We start from the raw sequence: 21113 nt of genomic DNA, 5'->3' as shown, positions 1-21113 counted from the left end.
ACATCGTCGTGGATGTATGAAATGGTGCACATCACGGGCGCGCTTCAAGCACAAGATTGAAGGGCGTCTCATGCGCCCGACGAAAACGTGTAAAGCCACCCGTCGTCACCACCTGTCTCAACCGAGCTTCACCCGCTTGAGCCCCCAGTCCCATCTTCCCTTCCTGAGCAAGCGAAGCGCCTGTGCAGATCATCGTCGACGCCGAGTAAAAGATTCGCCCTATCGGATTAAGGTTGTCTTCGAGCCTGTCATTCGCGAATGGCTCAACGATCATCCACGTACCATCCGGTTTCAACGATTCAATCACATGCACCGCCGCACCAATCGGATCGCCCATGTCGTGCAGGCAGTCGAAGAACGCGACGAAATCATAGCCAGTGCCTGGAAAATCCTTCGCGGCTGCGACCTCGAACCTCACGCGATCCGAAACGCCCGCCACATCTGCCGCTTCGCGCGCTCGCTGGATAGACGGTTCATGGTAATCAAAGCCAACGGGTCTGAAGAACCGTTCTGTGCCCTTGAACAGCGAGGGATAATGCTGATGCCATCCCACTCCCAGTCCCGTACGGAATGCTGCCTCAAGTTTGGGTAGATCGCGGAACATGGCTTCAGCACAATCGCAGAAACCCGGGATGAACGCTGGACTCGTCTCGACGGCAAAGCACATCGCCATCTCGTTTTCGAGCTGGTATTTGCCGGTGACCGCATCGTAGCGAATAAAGCCGGACGCCGCCTGCGCCGACAGCCATTCACGGACGTAACGTTCCGCCAGCTCGGTGTGTTCCGCAAGTTCGGTCGATGTCATCCATCCCTTTTCCGACATCGCCTTGTAAAGTCCCAGACGATCACCCAATGCAATCAGCGGCGCGGAGGCAATTGCGCCAAACTCGCCAACCATTCGTCCCATGAAATCCTGCATCTTCTGCTCGTCGAATTGCATGACCTGTCTCCTGTTCAGTTTTGACGGGATGGGCCAGCCGGTGCGAAGGACAGTAATGTATTAATACATTTTGCTTTCGCGACGCTCGCTCAGAAAGCAAAAGTATAGGCAAAGTATTGGATTATGAAAGGAAAGAGGCTCGGACCATGGCATGTGCTTCGACCCGCCACCTCACCACCGAAGGAGGATCGGCCCAAGCAGCGCCCCGGCGGCCGTCGGAATCGACATCCCGATCAGATACCAGGTCGCCCAGAACGGCACACTCATTTCCGGGCATCGCAGACAGTAGGCAACCGTACCGATCGTGCCAGCGATGAGTCCGGTTACCGCGCCTGTGAGCCGAAGCCGCGTCGGCGCGAGAGAGCGTGCCGCCCACAGCGCGGCCGCGAACGCCGGTAACGAGATCATCGCGATGTTGAAAGAACACGAGCGCCAGGTGCGCCCCATCAGCAGATGCTCACGCGTGCCGGGCGGTGCGAACCAGAGCGACAGTAGCGCGGCAAGCCACACGAGTACCACCGGCGTCGCGAGTCCGGCCCACCAGCCGCCGACCGCCCTGCCTGGCCGCCCGAGGCGCACGGCGGCCGCCAACGCCGCAACCGCGAGACATGTCGGCCACGCGAGCTTCACCCAGAACAGAGGCGCATGCAGGAGAATGTCGATATCATGCCGCACGCCGTAACCGAAAATCACGATCGCAAGCGCACCCATTGCGCCGAACGTGAGCGCGACGCTGAAGCGCTTTGCAGCGACATGTCGTTCGACAGGCGCAACGCCTGTCGCGAGCATCGAAATCAGATCGTCTGTTTTCATCAGGATATCCCCCGGATCTTCATGGCCAAGGCCCTAAGCCCGCGATGCACGCCTACTTTCACCGCCGATTCCGATAAGCCGGTCAAGCGCGACGTTTCCTCGACGGATAACCCTTGCAACTTGACGTGTACGATCGGCAAACGCTGGCGGTCCGGTAGCTGGGCGAGCAGCTTGTACAGATCGCGTCGTGCGTCCGCCGGTTCCGTGTCCGATGAGGCGAAGATTTCGACTTCGTCATCAAGTGGTTCGTGTAACGCCTCGCGACGCGATCGTGCACGCAGATAGTCTGTCAGCTTGTAGCGCGCAATCGCGTTGATCCAGGCGGTCAGCGGTTCGTCCGGGCGCCACGTATGGCGCCCGTTATGCACGGCCAGCAGGACTTCCTGCACCACGTCTTCGATATCGTGCGGCCGAAGGTGCAGCCGTTTGCGCAGCAACGCCCGCAGATGTCCGGTCAGATCCTGCAGAAACACACGATACGACGGGGCGTCACCTTCCAGCGAGCGGTCCAGCAAGGTTCTGAGCCGTTCCTCGACTGGCCGCAACGATCCGGCGTGCGTCTCGCGCGTCACGTTGACCTGACTCCGCGCTTCGATTCCGGCCGCGCCCGGGCGGTCAACTCACGCAACCGCTCTCGCGCGCGTGAGAGCCGCGACATGACCGTTCCAACCGGTATGTCGAGTACCAGCGCGCACGCGTAGCGTCGAAGACCAGGTACCTGCTCGGCAATGTCGTCCTGAACTGCCATCGCCCTCCCTAGATCCGTCGGTCGCGGCTAAGCCAGCCATCAACGGAAAACGGTCCCGATCCCCCAAACATCAGCGCGGCAAGACACGCAACATAAAGCAGATCGGTCTCGTAGCCTGGCGGACCGAACTGCGGGCCGGCTGACGTGACGGCCATCAGCTTGATCGACGTGAACCCGTACGGAAGATGCACAGTCAGTGTCGCAACCATCAGCACCGCGATCATTGGCAGACTGACGAGCGGTACGAATGCGCCGGCGATGACCGCGAGGCCGCCGACCAGTTCGATGACGATGGTCGCCCACGCCATAAAGTGCGGTGCCGGCACACCGAGCGCGTGCAAAATCCCGGCAAAGGCATCCGGATGCTTGACGATTTTTGCGTAGCCGTGCGCAATGAACCCATAACCAACGATCAGCCGCAATGGCAGCGGCGCCCATCGCGCGAGGCCCACGCGGTTCGTCAGCCAGGCGGGATCGGTCAGACGAAACAGGCGGAGGACAGTGTTCATGCGCAAGGGTCTCCAGATGAACGTTAGCAAAGAACAGCGAGCGACGCATACGCGGCGTGCATTGCGCTCTCTCTGTAGTTCGTCGGGGATGGATGCGCGGTTACAGCGGGGAGGAATATTTTTTGGCCCTGGCGCGCCTGCGCCCCCTGTTGATCTAGGACGCGGCCGTATCACCGGCGAAAGCCCATGCCACCTTGGGCTGACGACGCATCAGCAAATAGAACGCGGCGAAGTGCGTGATCATCAGCAGGGGCACGTAGATGATCGGGATCGCGTATGTGGCACCCAGTTGCCCCGCCACTGCAGGAAGGCCGATCCGAATCGCGTGGTAATAGTCGACGATGATGTCGGCCGCCCCCACGACATTGAAGCTAAGCACGAAAAACCAGAAGAGCGGAGGTACCCTGGCCGTGAGCAGCGCCAGCATGGCCAGCACTCCGGTCACAAAGTCGCCATAAGCGGCGAACTGGGCGAAGCTGGCCGGCAGACTGGGGCCGACGACGCCGGGAAGCATGAAGACAAGCCCGAAGAAGCGGAAGCTGTGCAGCGTAGCGATGGCGCGTTGCGCGTCGACACGACCCATCGACTTAAGCCTGGGCAGGATGTACACAACGAAGCAAAGCAGCCACGCGACATAGCCTAGAACGAGATGTATCTGGAAGATGATTTCGGGTGACATTTCGGATTCCTATGATGGTTTGGTCGACGCGGCCTCGAACACCGCGGTCAGGATGCCGAGTCGGCCTACCAGGAGATGCCGAAGTGTGAGCCGCTTGCCCCCGTGCGAAGGCCTGATTCGCAAGCAGAGTTTAGGGCCGCTTTCAACGTGCGACTATTCCCCATAACATTGACGGGTTATGAAGCAAGACTTCACAGTCCGGCAAGAGTTGACGGAACGTCCAGTCAACGGACCCGATGAATCCTGTTGAACCGTTTTGTGCGCTCTAGTCTCCATCCCCTGAAATTTAAATTACCTGGAGACTCTTCTACGGCGATGCCATCGGCCAAGGAGCCGCGCAAGCCGGAATGTCAATCCGGATGCCGACACCAGCAACGCACTCGCGAGGCCAGAGTCGGCCCGGCGCAGCATATCGGTCAGATAGATCGCCGGTAGCGCGACGAACGGGTGATAGATCGCGCAATGCAACAGGGCTTGGGCTCTGTTCATTGCGCGTTGCCGGACTCCGCCATAACGGACCCGAACACCCTCAATGTCCAACATAGAGAGAACGATTTGGGTTTGCGTGGACTTCGAGACCTGTCTGCGACGAACCGCCTTGCGCCACGCCGCCTACAGCATTGGCCGCGAGCTGCGCGCTGTCCTGGGCGGCAATCTTTGCTTCGGCAGCCTGGATGTCGGCGGGATAGTTCGGATCTTCCCCCGTGGAAGGGCTATAGCCAGCCTGTTCGAGACGTACGAGTTCCGCGCGCACCTGCGCGCGCGTCAGTGGGCCAGATGTGGTTTGCGCGAAAGCCGATACCGGACCCGCGAGGACGCTAATAGCAAGAGTGAGGCAAATGAGCGATTTCATGAGGTGTTCTCCTTCAGTACATGATTGACGTTGCTCGGGCCGGTGACAGGCCCGCTGTTGTGGGATGGCGTCAACTGCCGAAATACGGCGTGCAGAAGCTGACCGGTCCGACGCAAGGAGGCACGGCCGAATTGCCTCGACCGAAGCCCGTTTTGCCCGCCGCTTCACGTTGGCCTGCCGCGCTCGAACCCGACATGCCGGCACCCGTGTCGTCGTCCCTGTTCTGCATCGGTTGCGCCGCCTGTTGTGCAACGATTGGGGTGACTCCCGCGGATGCATTCTCCTGAGCGAAAGCGCTAGAAGCAGTAACCGCCGACGCGAGCAAGACCATAGAAAGGGCCAGCACAAATTGCTTTTTCAATTCGAACTCCTAAGTTCATGGTAAAAGAACAAACCTTGGCTACATCATGGTGAACACCGAGAACCTGGTTCTATTCCCGGCAGTAGCAGGAACTCCTTGCGTGACGCCTGGCTACTGTGTTCGTGGCGAGAGTCTGCGTGGACCGGAACCGCAAGCGCAGATCTTGTTTAACGCCTCCATGTACACATCGTATTCACCGCCGAGACAGAAATAAAATATATTGTTGCGATACGATCTATATCAGCAACGCATACCGTCGAAAGGTAACTGTTGGGTTCGTTGCGAGGAAGACGCTGCGGCACGTGCAGTCGCTGTAGCATTGCTCAGCGCATGGGCTGTTTCCGGGAACGACAGTGGCAATTAACTTTACGCATCTATTGGCGTTTTTCGAGGTCGCTCGCGCGGGCAGTGTCAGCGCCGGGGCCGAACGCCTGCGCGTCAGCCAACCCGCGGTCACGCGGGAAATCAGGGATCTGGAGGAACGGGTGGGCCTCGTGCTGTTCGACCGGCTGCCGCGCGGCGTGGCCCTGACTGACGCGGGGTCAATGCTGTTCCGCTACGCCGAGCAAATCTTCTCCCTCGCCGACGCGGCGGAAGGTGAACTGCGGGAACTGGCCGGGCTCAGCGCCGGCCATGTGAGGATAGGCGCAAGCGCGACGGTCGGCGTGTATCTTGTGCCGGACATGATCGCGCAATTCAGCGCGGGCCACTCCCGGGTCTCAATCGATCTGACGGTCACTAACACCGAGCAGGTCGAAGCCGGCTTGCGCAACCATGTATTCTCGCTTGGCTTTATCGAAGGTCCGTTCGATAGCACGATCCTGCATTCGCGTCTGATCGGGTCTGACGAAATTGCCGCGGTGGTCGCGGCCGGACATCCGCTCGCCGGGAAAAAGCTGTCATCGCGCGATCTGACTGCACAGATGGTCATTTTGCGCGAACCTGGTTCGGGCACGCGCGCGGTTGTCGAGGACGCTTACAAGCGTATCGGCCTGCAACTTGACCCGCTGATGTCCGTCAGCGATACCGAAGCCATCAAGCGGATGTTGCTCGCACAGCACGCAATCGCCTACGTTTCGCTGCTCAGTGTGAAAGACGAGTTGCGCCGCGGCGAACTAATCGCGCTTGAAGTGGAGGAACTGTGCATCGTGCGCCCGCTGCATATGGTGTGGCTCAAGGGGCGGTCGCTGTCGCCGAGTACACAGGCCTTTTTCGGTCTGGTGCTGGCGCAGATTGCGTCGGACGCCGCAGCGGTGTGACGTTGTTCGCCGCAACATCTGTCGCGCCGGTGTTGGTGTCGCGCGTATGAAGCGGAACTGATGCGGATTCATCGTAGGGCTTGAATCCATACCGTTCGAAGATCGTCAGGCCTGCGGGCGAGCGGATGAAGTCCAGCCAACGACGAGCCGCCTCGACGTGAGGCGTATGCGCTGTCACGGCGCCAGCATAGATCGCCGTCGTGTTGTCGGTCGCGGGAATGTCCACGTGACTGATGGGATGACCGGCCTGTTCCTGGAACATCGCCTCAGATTGCCATGTGACACCTGCTTGCGCCTTGCCTTGCATTATCCACAGCGGCGTCTGCCGGTGATGGATGTGTGTCAGCACGGTCGAGCCGTCGGCGACTTTGGTGCCGTAGACTGCGTTCTCCAACGTATCGCCGCCAGCATGTTCGAGCGAGGCCTTGATCTGTCGCGCGATCCCTTCGAATGCTGGATTCGGCATCGCAAGCCGGACGTCCGGCTTACCGAGATCCGCAAGGCCAGCGATATGGGCAGGATTGCCCGCAGGCACCATAATAGTCAGCGTATTTGTCACGTACGGTACCGCGGGCGCCTGCAGAAGCCCTGCGTCGATCTGTTTTTGCACGGCCTTCAGCCCCGCGAGATACACGTCGGCAGGCACGGTCCAGGTCATGTTCCCAACCGTGACCGTGCCGCCGCTTACCATCTGCTTCACCAGCAGGCCCGGAGGAATGGTCTCCCAGTAGACGTGTCCTTTGTACTGAGGGTAACGGGCCTCAAAGGCTTGCACGAGTGGCGCCATCGCAAAGAAGTAGTTGCCACCGACATAGAGCACCAGCGACGGGTTAACCGGGTTACCATGAAAATCCGCAAGATTATCGGCGTCGGGTTCGGTGAACGGCAGACCACGCACCAGACTGTCATTGTTCGCGCCGTGTTGCCACGGTGGATAGACGTCCTCCCCGTGCCCGGTCTGCGCGGTGTCCACAGCCTGCTCGCCGTCAGCATAAGCGGCCCCGATGACGAGCGCGCCAATGACGCCCATCATGCATGCGGCGAGGACCTTTCGATTGATCGTAAGCATGATTTGCACTCCATATTATAAGGAACGGTACGCACATAACGCGACAGTTCACACTACCTCACGGGCGACGAAGGGGCACCTAAAGCGGCATCAGCGCGTAACCCTGCTGCTGGAGCGTCGTGATTGTGGTCAGGGCCGATAGTGCGAGCGTAACGTCCGCATTGATCCAGTCATACTGGAAATGATGCTCGGCAACAGCCTGCCCGCATACTGCGACCGTCACACCAGCCTTTTTGAGCTGGGCAATCAGCGGGAGATTGGGGTTCGACACGCCGTATGCTTCCCGGTAGTGGGCATCGTCGAGCGCAAGCGGCGTCGCTGCGCCATAAGCAACTGCAACGAACTTAAGCTTTGCCAATGGCACCCCTGAAGCCGCATAGAGATTCAGCGTGCGCGCAATGTGATCCAGGGCCGGGTTGACCTTGTCCGGCTGTGCCGGGGCCTGTGTCATCGCAAAGACCACCTTGTAGATGTGCCCTGGCCGTGGCTTAAATGCGCTGTCGGGCAGATTGTGCATTTTGCCGTAGCCCTGAATTGTGGGTGTCGTCCAAAAACCGGCCTGATCCGCCGGCGCGGCGTGCGCCGAGACCGACGCGACTGCGACCGCCAGGGCAGCAAGGAACGTTCTGATTTTGTTCATGGGTCGATTCTCTGAATGAAGAGGTGCTCGCGAACCGGCTGACCGAGACATTCGTGCTGACGCAGTACTGTCGTGATGCAGTCGCAACAAGCCAGTTCACGCATGTGCCGGCAGGTATGGGTCCAGTGTAGGGATGCAGGCCATTCAGGAAAAATACAATCGTGATATCCCTGCCATGCGTTGCGCTTATATCTGCATTCTGACGGGCAAATATAAAAACGCGATGTCGTGAAGTTAAATACAAAAAAATTATGGCGCCGATGCCATTAATCTATTTTTGCGGAAGCCTCCCCTTCTATACCCTACACAGGGATGATTGGTCGATCAGTGATCGCCGCCAGAACGGGCTGCGAAGCTCCAGTCAGACGACGCACATTCACTTCAGAGGTTCCTCCATGAGTTCAATTGCATTCGATGCGACCAGTCGCGAACGCACCGTGACCGCACCGGACCAGCGCACGTGGCGCATTTCGGCCATTTCCCTGATGTCGGTCCGTGTCATTCAGGGGTTTATCTATTGGGGAGGCGGTTCGCGACGATTCATTTACGCGCCGGACAAACTCGATCCACATGCCGCGCACTGGATGGCCAACAAGTTCCAGACCGCGATGCCAGGTGCCCTGCTCGGCATGAACCACGTAATCAGCTTCATGCTGCATCACTTCTACCTCCTGTATGGTGGTGTGATCCTCTTCAGTGCTGCCGAACTAATCGTCGGCTTCATGCTGATGGCGGGCCTCTTCACGCGCGCTGCCGCGCTCGCTTCAATGAGCTTTTCCGTATTGCTGATGTTGATGTTCGGCTGGCAAGGGGCAACGTGCATCGACGAGTGGACGATGGCGGCTTGCAATCTCGCGATGGGCGCGACGTTGATGCTGGGTGGCAGCGGCGCGTGGTCGCTGGACAACGTCCTGCTGCGCAACAAACCACAACGCGCTGACAGCGGCTGGTTTCAATGGGTCTCGGGCAGCAGGACGCTGCCGCTTTCCGACGCCGGCTTTCGCAACCTCGCACTCGCGGTATTGAGCTTTGTGGTCGTGTTCAACGTAGGGACGTACAGCTACTATCGCGGCTCGGTCGTGACGCCGTTTCATAGCGGCCCGATAAGCCCGACCGCCCATCACCTGACATTGGCCAACGCAACTATTCTGGCTGATGGAAGCGTGTGCTTTCATGTTGCTCTGGATGCCGGAACGCCTGAAGCGCCAGTGCATGTCGTCTTGGCCGCGCTGCTCGACGCAAACAAGATGCCCGTCGCGCAATGGAACGCCGAAGCGCTCTCGAAGATGCCGAAGACTGCGTTCAACAACGATTATGCCTATAACAAATTCGGGGCCGGCCCATTTGGCCTGCGCGCAGCGATGGGCGCCGCTTCGACGATTACATTGCCGGCACTGCAGGTTCATCCGGGCGCAATCGAAAGTGCACGCACCCTGCAACTGACGGATGTCGATGGACGCGTGTTTTCGACGCCCGTTCAGAACATGTTAGGGACCGCGCGTTGATTGACCGGGCAGATTCAGAACTTCAAGATCCACTTGGCGCGGCCATCTCGGCGAGCTTGTCCTGGACCGCGTCCACGAAAATCGTCGCGACCCGCCTGATGTGCCGATGGTTGGGGAAGACGGCGCAGAAGTTCGTTGCGTCCGATCGATACTGGTCGAGCACTGGAACAAGACGCCCGGCCTCGATATCCCGCTTCGCGATGAGGTCAAACAGGAAAGCGATGCCGAGGCCTGCGACCGCCGCCTGCCTGACCGGGCGGGAGGTACTGGACTGCAGGCGACCCTGCACCTGAACCCCGATACGTCCATCCGGGCCGTTCAGATACCACGTGCTCGGTCCAAAGTCGCGGGAAATCAGGAGGCAATCGTGCTGGCTGAGTTCATCGAGGCTCGTCGGCATGCCGCGGGCCCCGATATATTCAGGTGACGCAACGAGCCGCCTGCGCGCCGCACGCAGAACGCGGCGCGTCGCATTTTCGTCCAGCATCGACTCGCGACGCAATGCGAGATCGACGCCGCTCGCCGTCAGGTCAAGGTAGGCATTGTCGACGACGAATTCGAGCGTGACGCCCGGGTAGCTCGAGAGAAACTCCGTGACCCATGAGTCCGGAACAATGTCGAAGAAATCGTTGTTCAGGGCGACGCGCAGCGGTCCAACCGGTTCCGGATGCGTGTCGGCAGCTTGCTGCCCCGCTTGCACGAGCTCCCGTACGTTCTTCGCGCACTGCTCGTAAAACGTTTGCCCGACTGCGGTCAGCGTCAATTTCCTCGTCGTCCGAAGGATCAACCGGCTCTTCAGATCACTTTCGAGTTGCTGAATGTAGCGGCTGATCGTGTTCGCAGGCATCCCGAGGCGTCGCGCGGCTTCGGCGAAACTTCCGGCCTGAACGACCTCGACGAAGAAATAGATTTCGTTCAGGTCAAGCATACATTCCTCACAAATCTGGATGAGTCCCGCCCATCCAGGCTGTCTAGTGGTCGGGTGGAAGGCGCTCTAAGCTACCTTCGATTTCGAAACAGCCAGATTAGACCACTATTCGCGGGCGTTCGTGACCTCGGAATCCAACGGGCATGCGCGGCGGCAATTTCGCTGCCGCTGTGCTTGCCGAAACATCACGATCACGTCCGGAAGTATCGCCATCATCGACAACCCGCTCTCCTCCGCAGGATCCGGAATGAATCTCTCTGTCACTGCCGGGGGCGATGCCGTTCGTTCCCGATTGAATCGAAACGCGCTGCGATGGTGCTGCACCGCTGCGGCGGCGTTCTGCATCGCCGGGTGCGCGGTGGGACCGAACTACAAGAAGGTTGCAGTCGACATTCCCGAGAGCTTCAAAGAAGGCGTGGACTGGCAACGCGCGAACGCGAATCCGCAGGCTTCGCTGTCGAGCACATGGTGGCTCGAATACAGCGACACGACGTTGGCGCATCTGGTCGAGCAGGCGCAGAAGGCGAATCCGGTGATTGCGCAGGCCGAAGCCGCCTGGCGGCTCGCGCAGGCCGACGTGGACTCGAACGTGGCGAGCCTGTTTCCCTTCATCGGCGCAGGCATCTCGGGCGCCCGGTCCGGTGCGGGAGCGGCCGGTACGGGCACCGCATCGGGCGCATCGTTGCAGCCCGGCGTGCACAACTTCGTTTCGGCGGACCTGGCCGCGAGCTGGGAGCTCGATCTGTGGGGTGGCATTCGCCGGCAGGTCGAGTCGAGCAAGGCGAGCGCGCAGGGAAGCACTGCGCAGCTTGCGGGCGTTCGCCTGTCGATAGCGGCGAGCGTCGCGACCGACTACTTCGGACTGCGCCAGAGCGATGTCGATATCGGTCTGCTTGAACAGCAGCAGCAGATCGACGCGCGCATCCTGGACATGGTGCACGCAGGTTACGCGCAGGGCGAGGCGTCGAACGACAGGGTACTCACCGCGCAGGACAACCTCGAACTGGTGATTGCCGACCTCCAGGCCACGAAGATCTCGCGCGAGCATTTTGAGCACGCGCTCGCGGTGCTGACCGGGGTGCCACCTGCCAGCTTCTCGATCGCACCCGTATCGAACTATTCGTTCATGACGCCCACCGTGCCGCTGGCATTACCCTCGCAACTGCTCGAACGGCGTTACGACGTCGTCAGCGCGGAGCGCAACGCCGCGGCAGCGAATGCGAAGATCGGCGCCGCCGAGGCCGCGTTCTTCCCCACGCTGACGTTGTCAGCGCAGGGGGGATTCCAGCACAACGCGCTCGCGAACCTGTTCTCCGTACCGAACCGTTTCTGGACACTCGGCCCCGATCTCGCTGCGACCATCTTCGACGGCGGCGCACGCACTGCCGCCGTGCACGAAGCGCGCGCGACCTATGACGAAAGCGTCGCCGCGTATCGGCAGACGGTACTGAGCGCGTTCCAGAACGTCGAAGACAGCCTGTCGTCGTGGAACCATCTGGCTCAGCAGTCCCAGGCGTTCGGTGAGATCTACCGGCGCAACAGGCAGCTCTTCGACAGCCAGCACGCACAGTACGAGTTCGGCACCGCAAGCGAGCAGAACCTGCTGACCCAGCAGCTCACGCTGCTGCTCGCCCAGCAGAATCTTTCGGACACCCAGGCGGCACTGACGCTCGCCAGTGTTGCGTTGATCAGAAACCTGGGCGGCGGCTGGCAATGGAACGATGCAAACGAAGCCCCCGCCAGCGTCGCGTCATCGCCCGGCAATGGTCGCTAAGCGAATCTCCCGACCGCTCGCTTCTCCTCTTCCCTCCTTCTTGCAAGCTCTCATCCACATGAAGTCACTGCTCCTTCGCACCTCTCTCATGTCCATCGGCGCCGCGGCGCTGTTCGGTTGCGCAAAGAGCGATCCGCCACCGGCCCCGCCGCCGCCCCAGGTCGGCGTGCTGGAAGCGCAACCGCAGGACGTTCCGCTCACCCGCAAGCTCGTCGGACGGTTGTCCGCGTATTACAGCGCGAACGTCACCGCGCGCGTCTCCGGCGTGCTACTGAAACGCCTCTATACGGAAGGCAGTGAGGTGAAGACCGGTCAGGTGATGTTTGAGATCGATCCGGCGTGGTACCAGACGGTGCTGAACAACGACCTCGCGACGCTCGCGCAAGATCAGGCGACCTACACGAACGATCGCGTGAACGCCGAGCGCTATCACAGGCTACTGCCGATCGGTTCCGTATCGCAACAGGCGGTCGACGATGCCGACGCAGTCGAACGTAGCGCGGCAGCGAAAGTAGAGGCGGACAAGGCCGCGGTCGATGGCGCGCGCGTGAATCTCAGCTATACGAAGGTGAGCTCGCCGATCGCCGGCATCGCCGGGCAGCAACAGGTGACGGCAGGCGCGGTCGTCGGCAACAGCACCACCGACGCTGGCTCTATCGGAACACTGCTCACCACCGTCGAGCAGATCGATCCTGTCTACGTGAACTTCACAATCAGCGCCGCCGACCTGATCGCGCTGCGCAAGGCTCAGCAAGCCGGCAACGTCGCGCTCGCGAAGCAGGACAAGACCACGGTGCAGGTCTTGCTGCCCGACGGCACGCCATACGATCAACCTGGCACGCTCGACTTCTCGGACGTTGCGGTAAACGCCACCACCGGCGCAGTCAATCTTCGCGCGCGGGTGCCGAATCCCCAGCATCAGCTGCTGCCGGGTATGTACGTGTCGCTGAATGTCGATCTCGGCCAGCGCAACGACGTATACGCAATTCCGCAACAGGCGATCGCGCGCGACACCGCCGGTCCGTACGCGATGGTCGTCGACCAGGACGGCAAGGTGCTCCGCAAAGACGTCGATGCGAACGACAGTTACGCGCAAGACTGGATCGTCACAAAGGGACTGTCGCCTGGCGATCGCGTGATCGTGTCGGGCATGCAGGGGGTCCATGAAGGGCTGCTTGTCTCGGCGACGCCCGCGGCCGCCCCCAACGAGGGCACGAGACTGTCGCAGGCCGGTGCCGCCCACCCATCATCCAGTCCGCTTGCCGGAAACAGGTCGTAGGAGTCACCGCATGCCACGTTTCTTTATCGACAGGCCCGTGTTCGCGTGGGTGATCCCGATCCTGATCTGCCTGTTCGGTGCGATCTCGCTCACACGCCTCGGGATCGACTCGTATCCGGACATCGCACCCCCGCAGGTCACGATCACCGCGACCTATCCCGGCGCCAATGCGGCCACGATGGAATCGACCGTCACGCAGGTGATCGAGCAGCAGCTCACCGGCATCGACAATCTGCTGTACTTCAATTCGGTCTCGAACTCGAACGGCACGGCGACGATCACGCTGAGCTTCTCCACCGGAACGAACCCAGACATCGCGGAAGTGCAGGTGCAGAACAAGGTCGCGCTCGCACAGCCGCTGCTGCCCTCCGAGGTCACCCAGGAAGGCGTCGTGGTCGCGAAAGCGAGTCCCGATATCCTGATGTTCGTTGGACTGGAATCGACCAACCCGTCCGTCGACACCGCGCGCCTGTCCGACATCATCGCATCGCAAATCCAGCCGGTGATCGGTCGCGTCAACGGCGTCGGCAACACGTTCATGCTCGGTTCCGAGTACGCAGTGCGCATCTGGCTCGATCCGGACAAGTTGCAGGGCTACGGTATGTCGACGTCGCAGGTACTGAACGCAATCAAGGCGCAGAATGCCGAGTTCGCGACCGGTTCGCTCGGCGCGGATCCGCCCGTCAAGGGCCAGGTTTTCACCGCAACGGTCTCCGGCGACACACTGTTCACGTCGATCCAGCAGTTTCACGACATCATCCTGCGTACGAGCAACGACGGCAGCGTGGTACGTCTGGGCGACGTCGCGCGGATCGACTTCGGTGCGCAAAGCTACGGCACGGCTGCCAGGTATAACGGCAAGCCAGCCGGCGGCCTGGGCGTATTCCTGCTGCCGGGCGCGAATGCGCTCGACGTCGGCAAGGCCGTCAAGGACAAGATGGACGTGCTCCAGCGCGACTTCCCGCCGGGCGTCACGTGGCACGTGATGTACGACACGACGCCGTTCATCACCGCGTCTATCACGGACATCGTGCATACGCTGATCGCGGCGATTGCCGTCGTATTCGTCGTGATGCTGATCTTCCTGCAGAACATCCGCGCGACCATCATTCCGACGCTGGTGATTCCGGTGGCACTGCTCGGCACGATGATCGGATTGTCGGCGCTGCACTTCACGCTGAATCAGCTCGACTTGTTCGGCATGGTGCTCGCAATCGGGATTGTCGTCGATGACGCGATCGTCGTAATCGAGAACGTCGAACGCCTCATGCGCGAGGAGGGTTTGAGCCCAAAACAGGCGACGCGCAAGGCGATGCGCCAGATCTCCGGCGCGATCATCGCGATTACGGTCGTGCTCGCTGCTGTGTTTGTCCCGTCCGCGCTGCAACCGGGCGCGAGCGGCATCATCTATTCGCAGTTCGCGCTGACGATCGCGGTATCGATGGTGTTTTCAGCGTTTCTCGCGCTGTCGTTCACGCCGGCGTTGTGTGCATCGCTTCTGAAGCCTTCGCATCACGCCAGCGAAAACGTCGTGTTCCGCTGGTTCAATCGGGGCTTCGACCGGATCGGCGACAGCTACGTTGGCCAGGTCCGTCATGCCGTACGGCGTGTGCCTCGCTGGATGGCCGTGTTCGTCACGCTTGCGGCGCTCGCCGGCGTGCTGTATTCGCATCTGCCGACGTCGTTCGTTCCGGACGAGGATCAGGGCTTCATGCTCGCGATTGTGAACATGCCGTCAGGTACATCCCTTTCGCGTACCGACGCGCTCATGACGAAGGTCACCGATACGCTCACGCATAGTCCGCTCGGCAAGAACATCGCCGGCACCTTTGCCGTCGAAGGCTACAGCTTCGTGGGCCAGAGCGAGAACGTCGGCATGATCTTCATCAAGCTCACCGACTGGAGCAAACGCTCCCAGAGCGCGATGCAACTGATCCCGCAGGCGAACAAGCTGCTTCACGGCATTCACGATGCGCAAATCTTCGTGACCAACTTGCCGACCATTCGCGGCCTGAGCCAGTTCTCCGGTGTCGACATGTACCTGCAGGCACGCGCGGGACAGCCGCGCGATCAGCTCGCGCAGGCGCAGGCTCAACTGCTCACGCAAGCGAACCACGACCCGAGGCTGTTCGGCATCCGGCCGAACTCGCTGCCGCAGGCAGCCCAGCTCAAGCTGTCGGTCGATCGCGTTCAGGCGCAGACCATGGGCCTGTCCCTGACCGACGTGTACAACACGATTCAAATGGACCTCGCCCCGGTCTACGTGAACGAATTTACGTATGGAGGCCGGGTGAAACGCGTATTCATGCAGGCCGACGCACCGTACCGCATGGGGCTCGACGCGCTGGAGCACATGTACACCCCGAGCGGCTTAACGAGCAAGACGGCTGATAGCGGCAGCGCCACGGGAGTCTCGGCCGGCGGCGCGCCGAGCCCGGTGGATCCTTCAGCCGGCAACAACGCGATCAGCCCGTACAACATGGTGCCGCTCTCGAGCGTCGTGAAAGCGAAGTGGAATGTCGGCCCGCAGGCGCTGCCGCGCTTCAACGGCTACTCGGCGGTGGAAATCGTCGGGACGCCGGCGGCTGGACACTCGACCGGCGAGGCGATGCAGATCCTGCAAAGCCTGGTCGACAAGTTGCCGGCGGGCTACGCTTCCGACTGGACCGGACAGTCCTATCAGGAAGTCCTCGCTGGGAATTCGGCCAATGTGCTGATGGTGCTGTCGATCATCGTCGTGTTCCTGTGCCTCGCGGCACTGTACGAAAGCTGGTCGGTGCCGATCGCGGTGCTGCTGGCGGTGCCGCTCGGTCTGCTCGGGATGGCTGCGTTCTGTTACGTGTTTCATATGCCGAACGACATCTACTTCAAGATCGGCATGGTCACGGTGATCGGGCTGGCGGCGAAGAACGCGATCCTGATCGTCGAGTTCGCGATTGACGGGCAGGCACAAGGAATGACCCTGTTCGAGGCCGTCGTCACCGCAGCCCGACTACGGTTCCGACCCATCCTGATGACGTCGCTCGCCTTCATCCTCGGCGCCCTGCCCCTCGTGACATCGAGCGGCGCGGGTGCAGCGTCGCGGCACGAAATCGGCACTGGCGTAATCGGCGGGATGGCGTTCGCGACAATCTTCGGACTGCTGCTGATACCGGTGTTCTACGTCACGGTTCGACGCCTGCTCGGCGACAAGCTCGACGAGATCACACTCCGGCACGTGGATGAGGACGACGCCGAACCGCTGACCAACGCTTGATCAGGAATCCCAACCTGCATCGTGCGTGCAGCCAGCCTTACGGCTGGCTTTTTCCTTCTCACGGATCTTGCCAATGTATTCCATCCGCACCCGGCACGAACAGTACCTACTCTGGCTGCTCGCGCTAACGCAGTTCACCATCATCATGGACTTCATGATCATGATGCCGTTGGGCCCGCAGATCATGCATAGCTTCGGCATTGCGCCGGCCGCCTTCGCGACCGCGGTGTCGGCCTATTCGTGGTGCTCGGGACTCTCGGGCCTGTTCGCCGCCACCTACATTGACTGTTTCGACCGGCGCAAGCTGCTCCTGACAGTCTATGCGCTGTTCGCGCTGTCCAATCTGGGCTGTGCGCTGGCCAGCAGCTATCCGCTGCTGCTCGCGGCGCGTGCGTTTGCCGGCATCACCGGCGGCGTTCTGGGCTCGGTGATCATGGCAATTGTCGGCGACGTGATTCCGGTCCAACGGCGCGGCGCAGCCACCGGCACCATCATGACCGCGTTCTCGCTGGCCGCGATTGCCGGCGTGCCGGCTGGCGTGCTGCTCGGGGCACACTTCAACTGGGCGGCGCCGTTCGTGCTGCTGGTGGTGCTCTCCGTGCTGATCTGGTTTGGCGGCTCGCTGGTCGTGCCGTCGCTCGCCGGACACCTGAGCCACCGGCCACCGCCGTTGCGCCGCGTGTTGTCCGACCTCATGCGCCTGCTTGGCAATCCGCGCCATCTGAATGCGTTTGCCCTCACCTTCATGATCATGGTGTCGCATATGCTGGTGATTCCGTTTATCGCGCCGATGCTGGTCCTCAACCATGGTGTGCCGCCCGCGCATCTGTCGTGGATGTATATGGCGGGCGGCCTCGCGACGTTCTTTACCTCGCGTGCCATCGGCCGCCTCGCTGACCGCCACGGCAAGCACCGGGTGTTTCGCGTCGCCGCCCTGCTGTCCATGCTGCCGGTGCTGTTCGTGACCCACCTGCCCGACCTGCCGTTCGTGGCCGTCGTGCTGTTCTTCCCGTTCTTTATGGTGGCGATGTCGGGGCGGATGGTGCCGATGCAGGCTTTGCTGACCACGGTGCCCGAGTCCTCCCGGCGCGGCGCATTTCTCAGCGCCAATAGCGCGCTGCAAGCACTCGGGACTGGGTGCGGCGCATGGCTTGGCGGTCTGATGCTGACCAATACGGCGAGCGGGCAGATTGCCGGCTATGGGACGGTCGGCTGGGTCGCGGTAGCGGTGACGATGATGGCCGTGTTGTGGGTGGGCCGCGTGAAGGCAGCGGCAGATAAGATGCCGGCGCCGGCCGCAGCGGAACTCGGCCCGGAGCCGCTGGGCGAAGCCTGATTCTGTCGCCAGGGAGCGTGTGACAACAGGCACAACGCAAGTGAGTGTCAAAGATCAGATAGGGATTCCACGCATGAACTCGTTCCATCGCGGTGACTGGTTGCAGCTTGCTCAGGCAGGTGGCGGGATGCTTGCCATCACTGCCGCCGCGCTCGTACCTTTCGCACATGGACTATTCGTCGAACGACGGCGGCGTCGAGCGCAGATGCGGATTATTTTGGGAGTCTGCGCTCGCATGTCCGGACGGCTCGACGACTTGAAGACTGCCTTTGAGTCCAACGCCAATTTGCCGGGTCACACAGAATATGGTGTGGACCGTGAGTGGGAGCAGACCCGCCAGACGTTGGCTGCGTTTCCCGTTTGGGACTTTACCGACCACGTGATTGCAGTTCACATCGGGCATCTTCGATCGGCTGCAGAGCAAGGCCAAGGGATCGCTAAACGATACGCCTCGGAGCGAGACCGAGTTGATCCGATATGCGACGCGCTGATCGAACGCGTGCTCGCCTGCAAGGTCGTTGTGACCCGCGCGCAGATGGAACTCCGCGCGCGCCTGTGAAGTCACGATCGGCGAACTGCTGTCATCAGCCGCTCGAACATCTGCACAACCTGCCCGTCCGCAAGGGAAAGCAAGCCGTCTCCAACGTAAATCTCGGCCAGACTCCAACCCGGCACACCAGACTCTCTGACTGCATGAAACAGCCACCAACCGTCGGTTGAAGCAATGGCATCACGTTGGGCGTTAAGTGCGTCGACGCTTCCGTCGAAGAAAACATGAAGCATATTGACTTGCGGCTTGCCCGGGAGCGTCCGTATTCCCTCTATGCCGTTCAAGCTTTCCGCAAAGGTCAGTGTCCTGGCGTATAGCTGGTCCATCATCGCGAGGCGGGTATCGAAATTCATTGCCGCGGAGATCAGCATTGGGCTTTGTGTAACGAGTCTGCCGCCCATTCGTTGACGCCAGAGCTTTGCCGCCGCGACGAAGTCGTCGCTACCCGCGAGAACCGCCCCTGCGATCCCACCGACTCCCTTATAGAGCGAAACGTAAACCGAGTCGAAACCATCCGCTATTTCCGCATATGAGCGACCGAAAAAGGCACGGGATTCCCAAAGTCTGGCGCCATCCATATGCAGCGGAAGGCCACATGCCTGGGAAGCCGCCTTCAGCGATTGCAGCTCTTCCCAGTCCGGCAAACGTCCGCCGATCTCACGCATAGGAAGTTCGACGATCAGGCAGCCCATGGGTTCAGCGAGGGTTGTAACATCGTGAGCCAGTATGGGCCTGAAAGGCTGCCCGACTTTTACGCCCTGCAACCGCAAGAGTGCTTGATAAGCCTGCGCTTCGTGATGTTCCAGATGGGACGTGACGTGGAGACCAAAACGCCCAGCTTGCCGGCGCTCGGTCCAGATCCGCACGGCGATGAGTTGCGCCATCGTTCCGCTTGGCAGGAAAATAGCGGCCGGCTTTCCCAGCAAAGCTGCGATTTTCTGCTCGAAGTGTTCAATCAGATCGCCTTCGCCATAACGATCATGTTCGACGCCGTTCTCTTCGCACCAGTCGGCCATTCGTCGAAAGAGCGTTGCGGGGGCGGGCTCGACAAAACCGGGCACCTGGTGCGAGCAGTTGCGGCGTAAGAGCTTACGATCGTTGGCAGATAGCATGTTCAGCGTTGGTTGTGTTTGAAGTTGGAATCGAATCGTAGTCTAAACGGTTAGTCAGCCGATTTCTCGTACAGTGACCAGACATAGCCGCCGGGTTCTGGCTCCGAGTACAGTCCTACGCGAACAAAGCCAAGCGACTCGTAGTAGGCGCATAGTTTCGTGTTGTGGGACGCGCAGTCGAGTCGAAGAAAACGCCGGTTCAGGCCGCTCACCTTGTTAGCGCACCAATCAAGCATGAAGCTGCCAAGTCCCCGTCCGTTAAAGTCTTTCCGCACGCAAAGCCCATGCACATAACCGGCGATCGGTTCTTGAGGTCCCCAGTGCGTTTCATCGTCTAGATCGAGCGAAAACGTTCCGACCAGAGTGCCACCCAGCTCAGCGACATACACCTCTTTCTGAGAGACATTGTTTAGCACCCATCTTTCGGAGAATCCGTCTCCTTCCTTGCCCCACGCATAATCGCAGTGCGCCACCTTCTTTGCATGTGCATCGTTCCGGATCTGTGTAAGCACCGGTACATCCTCTGCAATTGCTCTGCGGATGCCTTTCGAGATCATCGCTCGTATCTCCGTTGAACAGGGATTCGTGAATTCTTAACCGGCCTATATGAACCGCTTTCGGAAGAAGACCACGCGCTCGGTTTCATCGAAGCCATCTTGCGGCAGCGTTCGCCGCGAATATATCGCGGTAGCATGGGTACATCCAAACTATTGGTATCTCCTATAGATATGATCGTAAACCAGTCTTGGACGCTATAGTTTAACCGGCGCATTCTTCGTCCATCGGTTCTCAACCAACACCCAGATGGAGCGAAACATGCAAGAAATCATCGATGGTTTCCTGAAGTTCCAGCGCGAAGCGTTTCCGCAGCGCTCCGAACTTTTCAAGCAGCTGGCCACGAGCCAGCACCCGAGCACCCTGTTCATTTCCTGCTCGGACAGCCGGCTCGTACCGGAACTCGTTACGCAGCGCGAGCCGGGGGACCTCTTCGTGATCCGCAACGCCGGCAACATCGTGCCGTCGTACGGGCCAGAGCCGGGCGGCGTGACCGCCACGGTCGAATATGCGGTCGCCGCGCTCGGCGTCACCGACGTCGTGATCTGCGGGCACTCCGATTGTGGCGCAATGACGGCGATTGCCACCTGCAAGTGCATGGACCATATGCCGGCCGTGCGCAACTGGCTGCATTACGCGGATTCCGCGAAAGTCGTCAACGAGGCGCGCGAGCACAAGAGTGAACGCGACCGGGTCGATTCGATGGTCCGCGAAAACGTGATCGCCCAACTCGCCAACATCAAAACTCATCCTTCCGTGCGACTCGCACTCGAACAGGGGCGTCTGGCTCTGCACGGCTGGGTGTACGACATCGAAACCGGCTCGATCGATACGCTCGACGGCACGACAAACCGCTTCGTTTCTCTCGCGGAACATCCGCATGCCTGTGCAACCCCGGCTCGACTGAATCTCGCTGCCTGACCCTGTGTTTTTCGACTTCATTCCCT

At 60.6% G+C, this 21113-nt stretch carries 21 protein-coding genes; 8 read left to right on the top strand and 13 right to left on the bottom strand.

Annotated features, from left to right (window positions below):
- Positions 1-31: 31 nt before the first annotated feature.
- The 8 genes from P3T40_RS20095 to P3T40_RS20060 all read right to left on the bottom strand — a co-directional run bounded on the left by P3T40_RS20095 (position 32) and on the right by P3T40_RS20060 (position 4903).
- Entirely contained in the window at positions 32-940 is a 909-nt protein-coding gene (locus tag P3T40_RS20095) for a class I SAM-dependent methyltransferase (protein WP_429269479.1), read from the bottom strand.
- Positions 941-1111: 171 nt separating this feature from the next.
- Positions 1112-1753: a DUF1109 domain-containing protein gene (locus P3T40_RS20090; protein WP_429269478.1), complete on the bottom strand. Its 642-nt coding sequence runs from the start codon at positions 1751-1753 to the stop codon at positions 1112-1114.
- Positions 1753-2325, bottom strand: a complete 573-nt coding sequence (locus P3T40_RS20085; RefSeq protein WP_429269477.1) for a sigma-70 family RNA polymerase sigma factor — start codon at positions 2323-2325, stop codon at positions 1753-1755. The genes P3T40_RS20090 and P3T40_RS20085 overlap by 1 nt, the downstream gene beginning before the upstream one ends.
- A 184-nt stretch (positions 2326-2509) precedes the next feature.
- Positions 2510-3010 (bottom strand): DoxX family protein, encoded by a 501-nt coding sequence (locus tag P3T40_RS20080; RefSeq protein ID WP_429269476.1) that lies wholly within the window; start codon positions 3008-3010, stop codon positions 2510-2512.
- A 154-nt stretch (positions 3011-3164) separates the two neighbouring features.
- Complete coding sequence (locus P3T40_RS20075) at positions 3165-3689, bottom strand: hypothetical protein (RefSeq protein ID WP_429269475.1); 525 nt, start codon at positions 3687-3689, stop codon at positions 3165-3167.
- Between the two features lie 291 nt (positions 3690-3980).
- Entirely contained in the window at positions 3981-4178 is a 198-nt protein-coding gene (locus tag P3T40_RS20070) for a hypothetical protein (protein WP_429269474.1), read from the bottom strand.
- A 40-nt stretch (positions 4179-4218) separates the two neighbouring features.
- Positions 4219-4542: a DUF4148 domain-containing protein gene (locus P3T40_RS20065; protein ID WP_429269473.1), complete on the bottom strand. Its 324-nt coding sequence runs from the start codon at positions 4540-4542 to the stop codon at positions 4219-4221.
- 70 nt (positions 4543-4612) lie between these two features.
- Positions 4613-4903 (bottom strand): hypothetical protein, encoded by a 291-nt coding sequence (locus P3T40_RS20060; protein WP_429269472.1) that lies wholly within the window; start codon positions 4901-4903, stop codon positions 4613-4615.
- A gap of 353 nt (positions 4904-5256) precedes the next feature.
- On the opposite strand from P3T40_RS20060, the gene P3T40_RS20055 reads away from it, so the two are divergent.
- Entirely contained in the window at positions 5257-6162 is a 906-nt protein-coding gene (locus P3T40_RS20055; protein ID WP_429269471.1) for a LysR family transcriptional regulator, read from the top strand.
- Here P3T40_RS20055 and P3T40_RS20050 read toward each other — a convergent pair.
- Both P3T40_RS20050 and P3T40_RS20045 read right to left on the bottom strand, forming a co-directional pair.
- Positions 6077-7231 (bottom strand): substrate-binding domain-containing protein, encoded by a 1155-nt coding sequence (locus tag P3T40_RS20050; RefSeq protein ID WP_429269470.1) that lies wholly within the window; start codon positions 7229-7231, stop codon positions 6077-6079. The two genes, P3T40_RS20055 and P3T40_RS20050, sit on opposite strands and share 86 nt — an antisense overlap.
- A 79-nt stretch (positions 7232-7310) precedes the next feature.
- Entirely contained in the window at positions 7311-7871 is a 561-nt protein-coding gene (locus P3T40_RS20045; protein WP_429269469.1) for a DsrE family protein, read from the bottom strand.
- A gap of 395 nt (positions 7872-8266) precedes the next feature.
- Here P3T40_RS20045 and P3T40_RS20040 point away from each other — a divergent pair, with 395 nt between their 5' ends.
- Complete coding sequence (locus P3T40_RS20040; RefSeq protein ID WP_429269468.1) at positions 8267-9376, top strand: TQO small subunit DoxD; 1110 nt, start codon at positions 8267-8269, stop codon at positions 9374-9376.
- Between the two features lie 22 nt (positions 9377-9398).
- Here P3T40_RS20040 and P3T40_RS20035 read toward each other — a convergent pair whose 3' ends face one another.
- Positions 9399-10304 carry a LysR family transcriptional regulator gene (locus tag P3T40_RS20035; RefSeq protein WP_429269467.1) on the bottom strand — a complete coding sequence of 302 codons (906 nt, stop codon included), beginning with the start codon at positions 10302-10304 and terminating at the stop codon, positions 9399-9401.
- 247 nt (positions 10305-10551) lie between these two features.
- Here P3T40_RS20035 and P3T40_RS20030 point away from each other — a divergent pair, with 247 nt between their 5' ends.
- From P3T40_RS20030 to P3T40_RS20010, 5 genes are all read left to right on the top strand, one after another.
- A complete protein-coding gene (locus tag P3T40_RS20030; protein ID WP_429269466.1) occupies positions 10552-12078 on the top strand; it encodes an efflux transporter outer membrane subunit in 1527 nt (508 codons plus the stop codon).
- An 88-nt stretch (positions 12079-12166) separates the two neighbouring features.
- A complete protein-coding gene (locus P3T40_RS20025) occupies positions 12167-13357 on the top strand; it encodes an efflux RND transporter periplasmic adaptor subunit (protein ID WP_429269465.1) in 1191 nt (396 codons plus the stop codon).
- A 10-nt stretch (positions 13358-13367) separates the two neighbouring features.
- The gene (locus P3T40_RS20020) at positions 13368-16613 is read left to right on the top strand and encodes an efflux RND transporter permease subunit (protein WP_429269464.1); all 3246 of its coding nucleotides are present in this window, start codon (positions 13368-13370) and stop codon (positions 16611-16613) included.
- Between the two features lie 73 nt (positions 16614-16686).
- On the top strand, positions 16687-17949 hold the full coding sequence (locus P3T40_RS20015; protein WP_429269463.1) for an MFS transporter: 1263 nt from the start codon (positions 16687-16689) through the stop codon (positions 17947-17949).
- A gap of 73 nt (positions 17950-18022) precedes the next feature.
- Positions 18023-18508, top strand: coding sequence for a hypothetical protein (locus tag P3T40_RS20010; protein ID WP_429269462.1), 486 nt, complete (start codon positions 18023-18025; stop codon positions 18506-18508).
- A gap of 2 nt (positions 18509-18510) precedes the next feature.
- Here the strand turns inward: P3T40_RS20010 and P3T40_RS20005 are convergent, their stop codons facing one another.
- Together P3T40_RS20005 and P3T40_RS20000 are read right to left on the bottom strand one after the other, a co-directional pair.
- Positions 18511-19611 carry a threonine aldolase family protein gene (locus P3T40_RS20005; protein ID WP_429269461.1) on the bottom strand — a complete coding sequence of 367 codons (1101 nt, stop codon included), beginning with the start codon at positions 19609-19611 and terminating at the stop codon, positions 18511-18513.
- Positions 19612-19661: 50 nt separating this feature from the next.
- The gene (locus P3T40_RS20000; RefSeq protein ID WP_429269460.1) at positions 19662-20168 is read right to left on the bottom strand and encodes an N-acetyltransferase family protein; all 507 of its coding nucleotides are present in this window, start codon (positions 20166-20168) and stop codon (positions 19662-19664) included.
- Positions 20169-20427: 259 nt separating this feature from the next.
- Between P3T40_RS20000 and P3T40_RS19995 the strand changes: the two genes are divergently transcribed.
- The gene (locus P3T40_RS19995) at positions 20428-21087 is read left to right on the top strand and encodes a carbonic anhydrase (protein WP_429269459.1); all 660 of its coding nucleotides are present in this window, start codon (positions 20428-20430) and stop codon (positions 21085-21087) included.
- Positions 21088-21113: the final 26 nt, after the last annotated feature.

The organism is Paraburkholderia sp. EB58 (assembly GCF_050436665.1).
Lineage (GTDB): Bacteria > Pseudomonadota > Gammaproteobacteria > Burkholderiales > Burkholderiaceae > Paraburkholderia.
The sequence above is the reverse complement of the archived record's forward strand: the minus strand, read 5'-3'. Positions and strand labels throughout refer to the sequence as shown.

Excerpts from the sequence above, each read along its gene's own strand:
- P3T40_RS20020 (WP_429269464.1), top strand. The coding sequence starts at position 13,368 with ATGCCACGTTTCTTTATCGACAGGCCCGTGTTCGCGTGGGTGATCCCG.
- P3T40_RS20050 (WP_429269470.1), bottom strand. The coding sequence starts at position 7,231 with ATGCTTACGATCAATCGAAAGGTCCTCGCCGCATGCATGATGGGCGTC.
- P3T40_RS20030 (WP_429269466.1), top strand. The coding sequence starts at position 10,552 with ATGAATCTCTCTGTCACTGCCGGGGGCGATGCCGTTCGTTCCCGATTG.
- P3T40_RS20090 (WP_429269478.1), bottom strand. The coding sequence starts at position 1,753 with ATGAAAACAGACGATCTGATTTCGATGCTCGCGACAGGCGTTGCGCCT.
- P3T40_RS20025 (WP_429269465.1), top strand. The coding sequence starts at position 12,167 with ATGTCCATCGGCGCCGCGGCGCTGTTCGGTTGCGCAAAGAGCGATCCG.
- P3T40_RS20080 (WP_429269476.1), bottom strand. The coding sequence starts at position 3,010 with ATGAACACTGTCCTCCGCCTGTTTCGTCTGACCGATCCCGCCTGGCTG.
- P3T40_RS20095 (WP_429269479.1), bottom strand. The coding sequence starts at position 940 with ATGCAATTCGACGAGCAGAAGATGCAGGATTTCATGGGACGAATGGTT.
- P3T40_RS20075 (WP_429269475.1), bottom strand. The coding sequence starts at position 3,689 with ATGTCACCCGAAATCATCTTCCAGATACATCTCGTTCTAGGCTATGTC.
- P3T40_RS20035 (WP_429269467.1), bottom strand. The coding sequence starts at position 10,304 with ATGCTTGACCTGAACGAAATCTATTTCTTCGTCGAGGTCGTTCAGGCC.
- P3T40_RS20000 (WP_429269460.1), bottom strand. The coding sequence starts at position 20,168 with ATGATCTCGAAAGGCATCCGCAGAGCAATTGCAGAGGATGTACCGGTG.
- P3T40_RS20010 (WP_429269462.1), top strand. The coding sequence starts at position 18,023 with ATGAACTCGTTCCATCGCGGTGACTGGTTGCAGCTTGCTCAGGCAGGT.
- P3T40_RS19995 (WP_429269459.1), top strand. The coding sequence starts at position 20,428 with ATGCAAGAAATCATCGATGGTTTCCTGAAGTTCCAGCGCGAAGCGTTT.
- P3T40_RS20065 (WP_429269473.1), bottom strand. The coding sequence starts at position 4,542 with ATGAAATCGCTCATTTGCCTCACTCTTGCTATTAGCGTCCTCGCGGGT.
- P3T40_RS20040 (WP_429269468.1), top strand. The coding sequence starts at position 8,267 with ATGAGTTCAATTGCATTCGATGCGACCAGTCGCGAACGCACCGTGACC.
- P3T40_RS20070 (WP_429269474.1), bottom strand. The coding sequence starts at position 4,178 with ATGAACAGAGCCCAAGCCCTGTTGCATTGCGCGATCTATCACCCGTTC.
- P3T40_RS20045 (WP_429269469.1), bottom strand. The coding sequence starts at position 7,871 with ATGAACAAAATCAGAACGTTCCTTGCTGCCCTGGCGGTCGCAGTCGCG.
- P3T40_RS20005 (WP_429269461.1), bottom strand. The coding sequence starts at position 19,611 with ATGCTATCTGCCAACGATCGTAAGCTCTTACGCCGCAACTGCTCGCAC.
- P3T40_RS20015 (WP_429269463.1), top strand. The coding sequence starts at position 16,687 with ATGTATTCCATCCGCACCCGGCACGAACAGTACCTACTCTGGCTGCTC.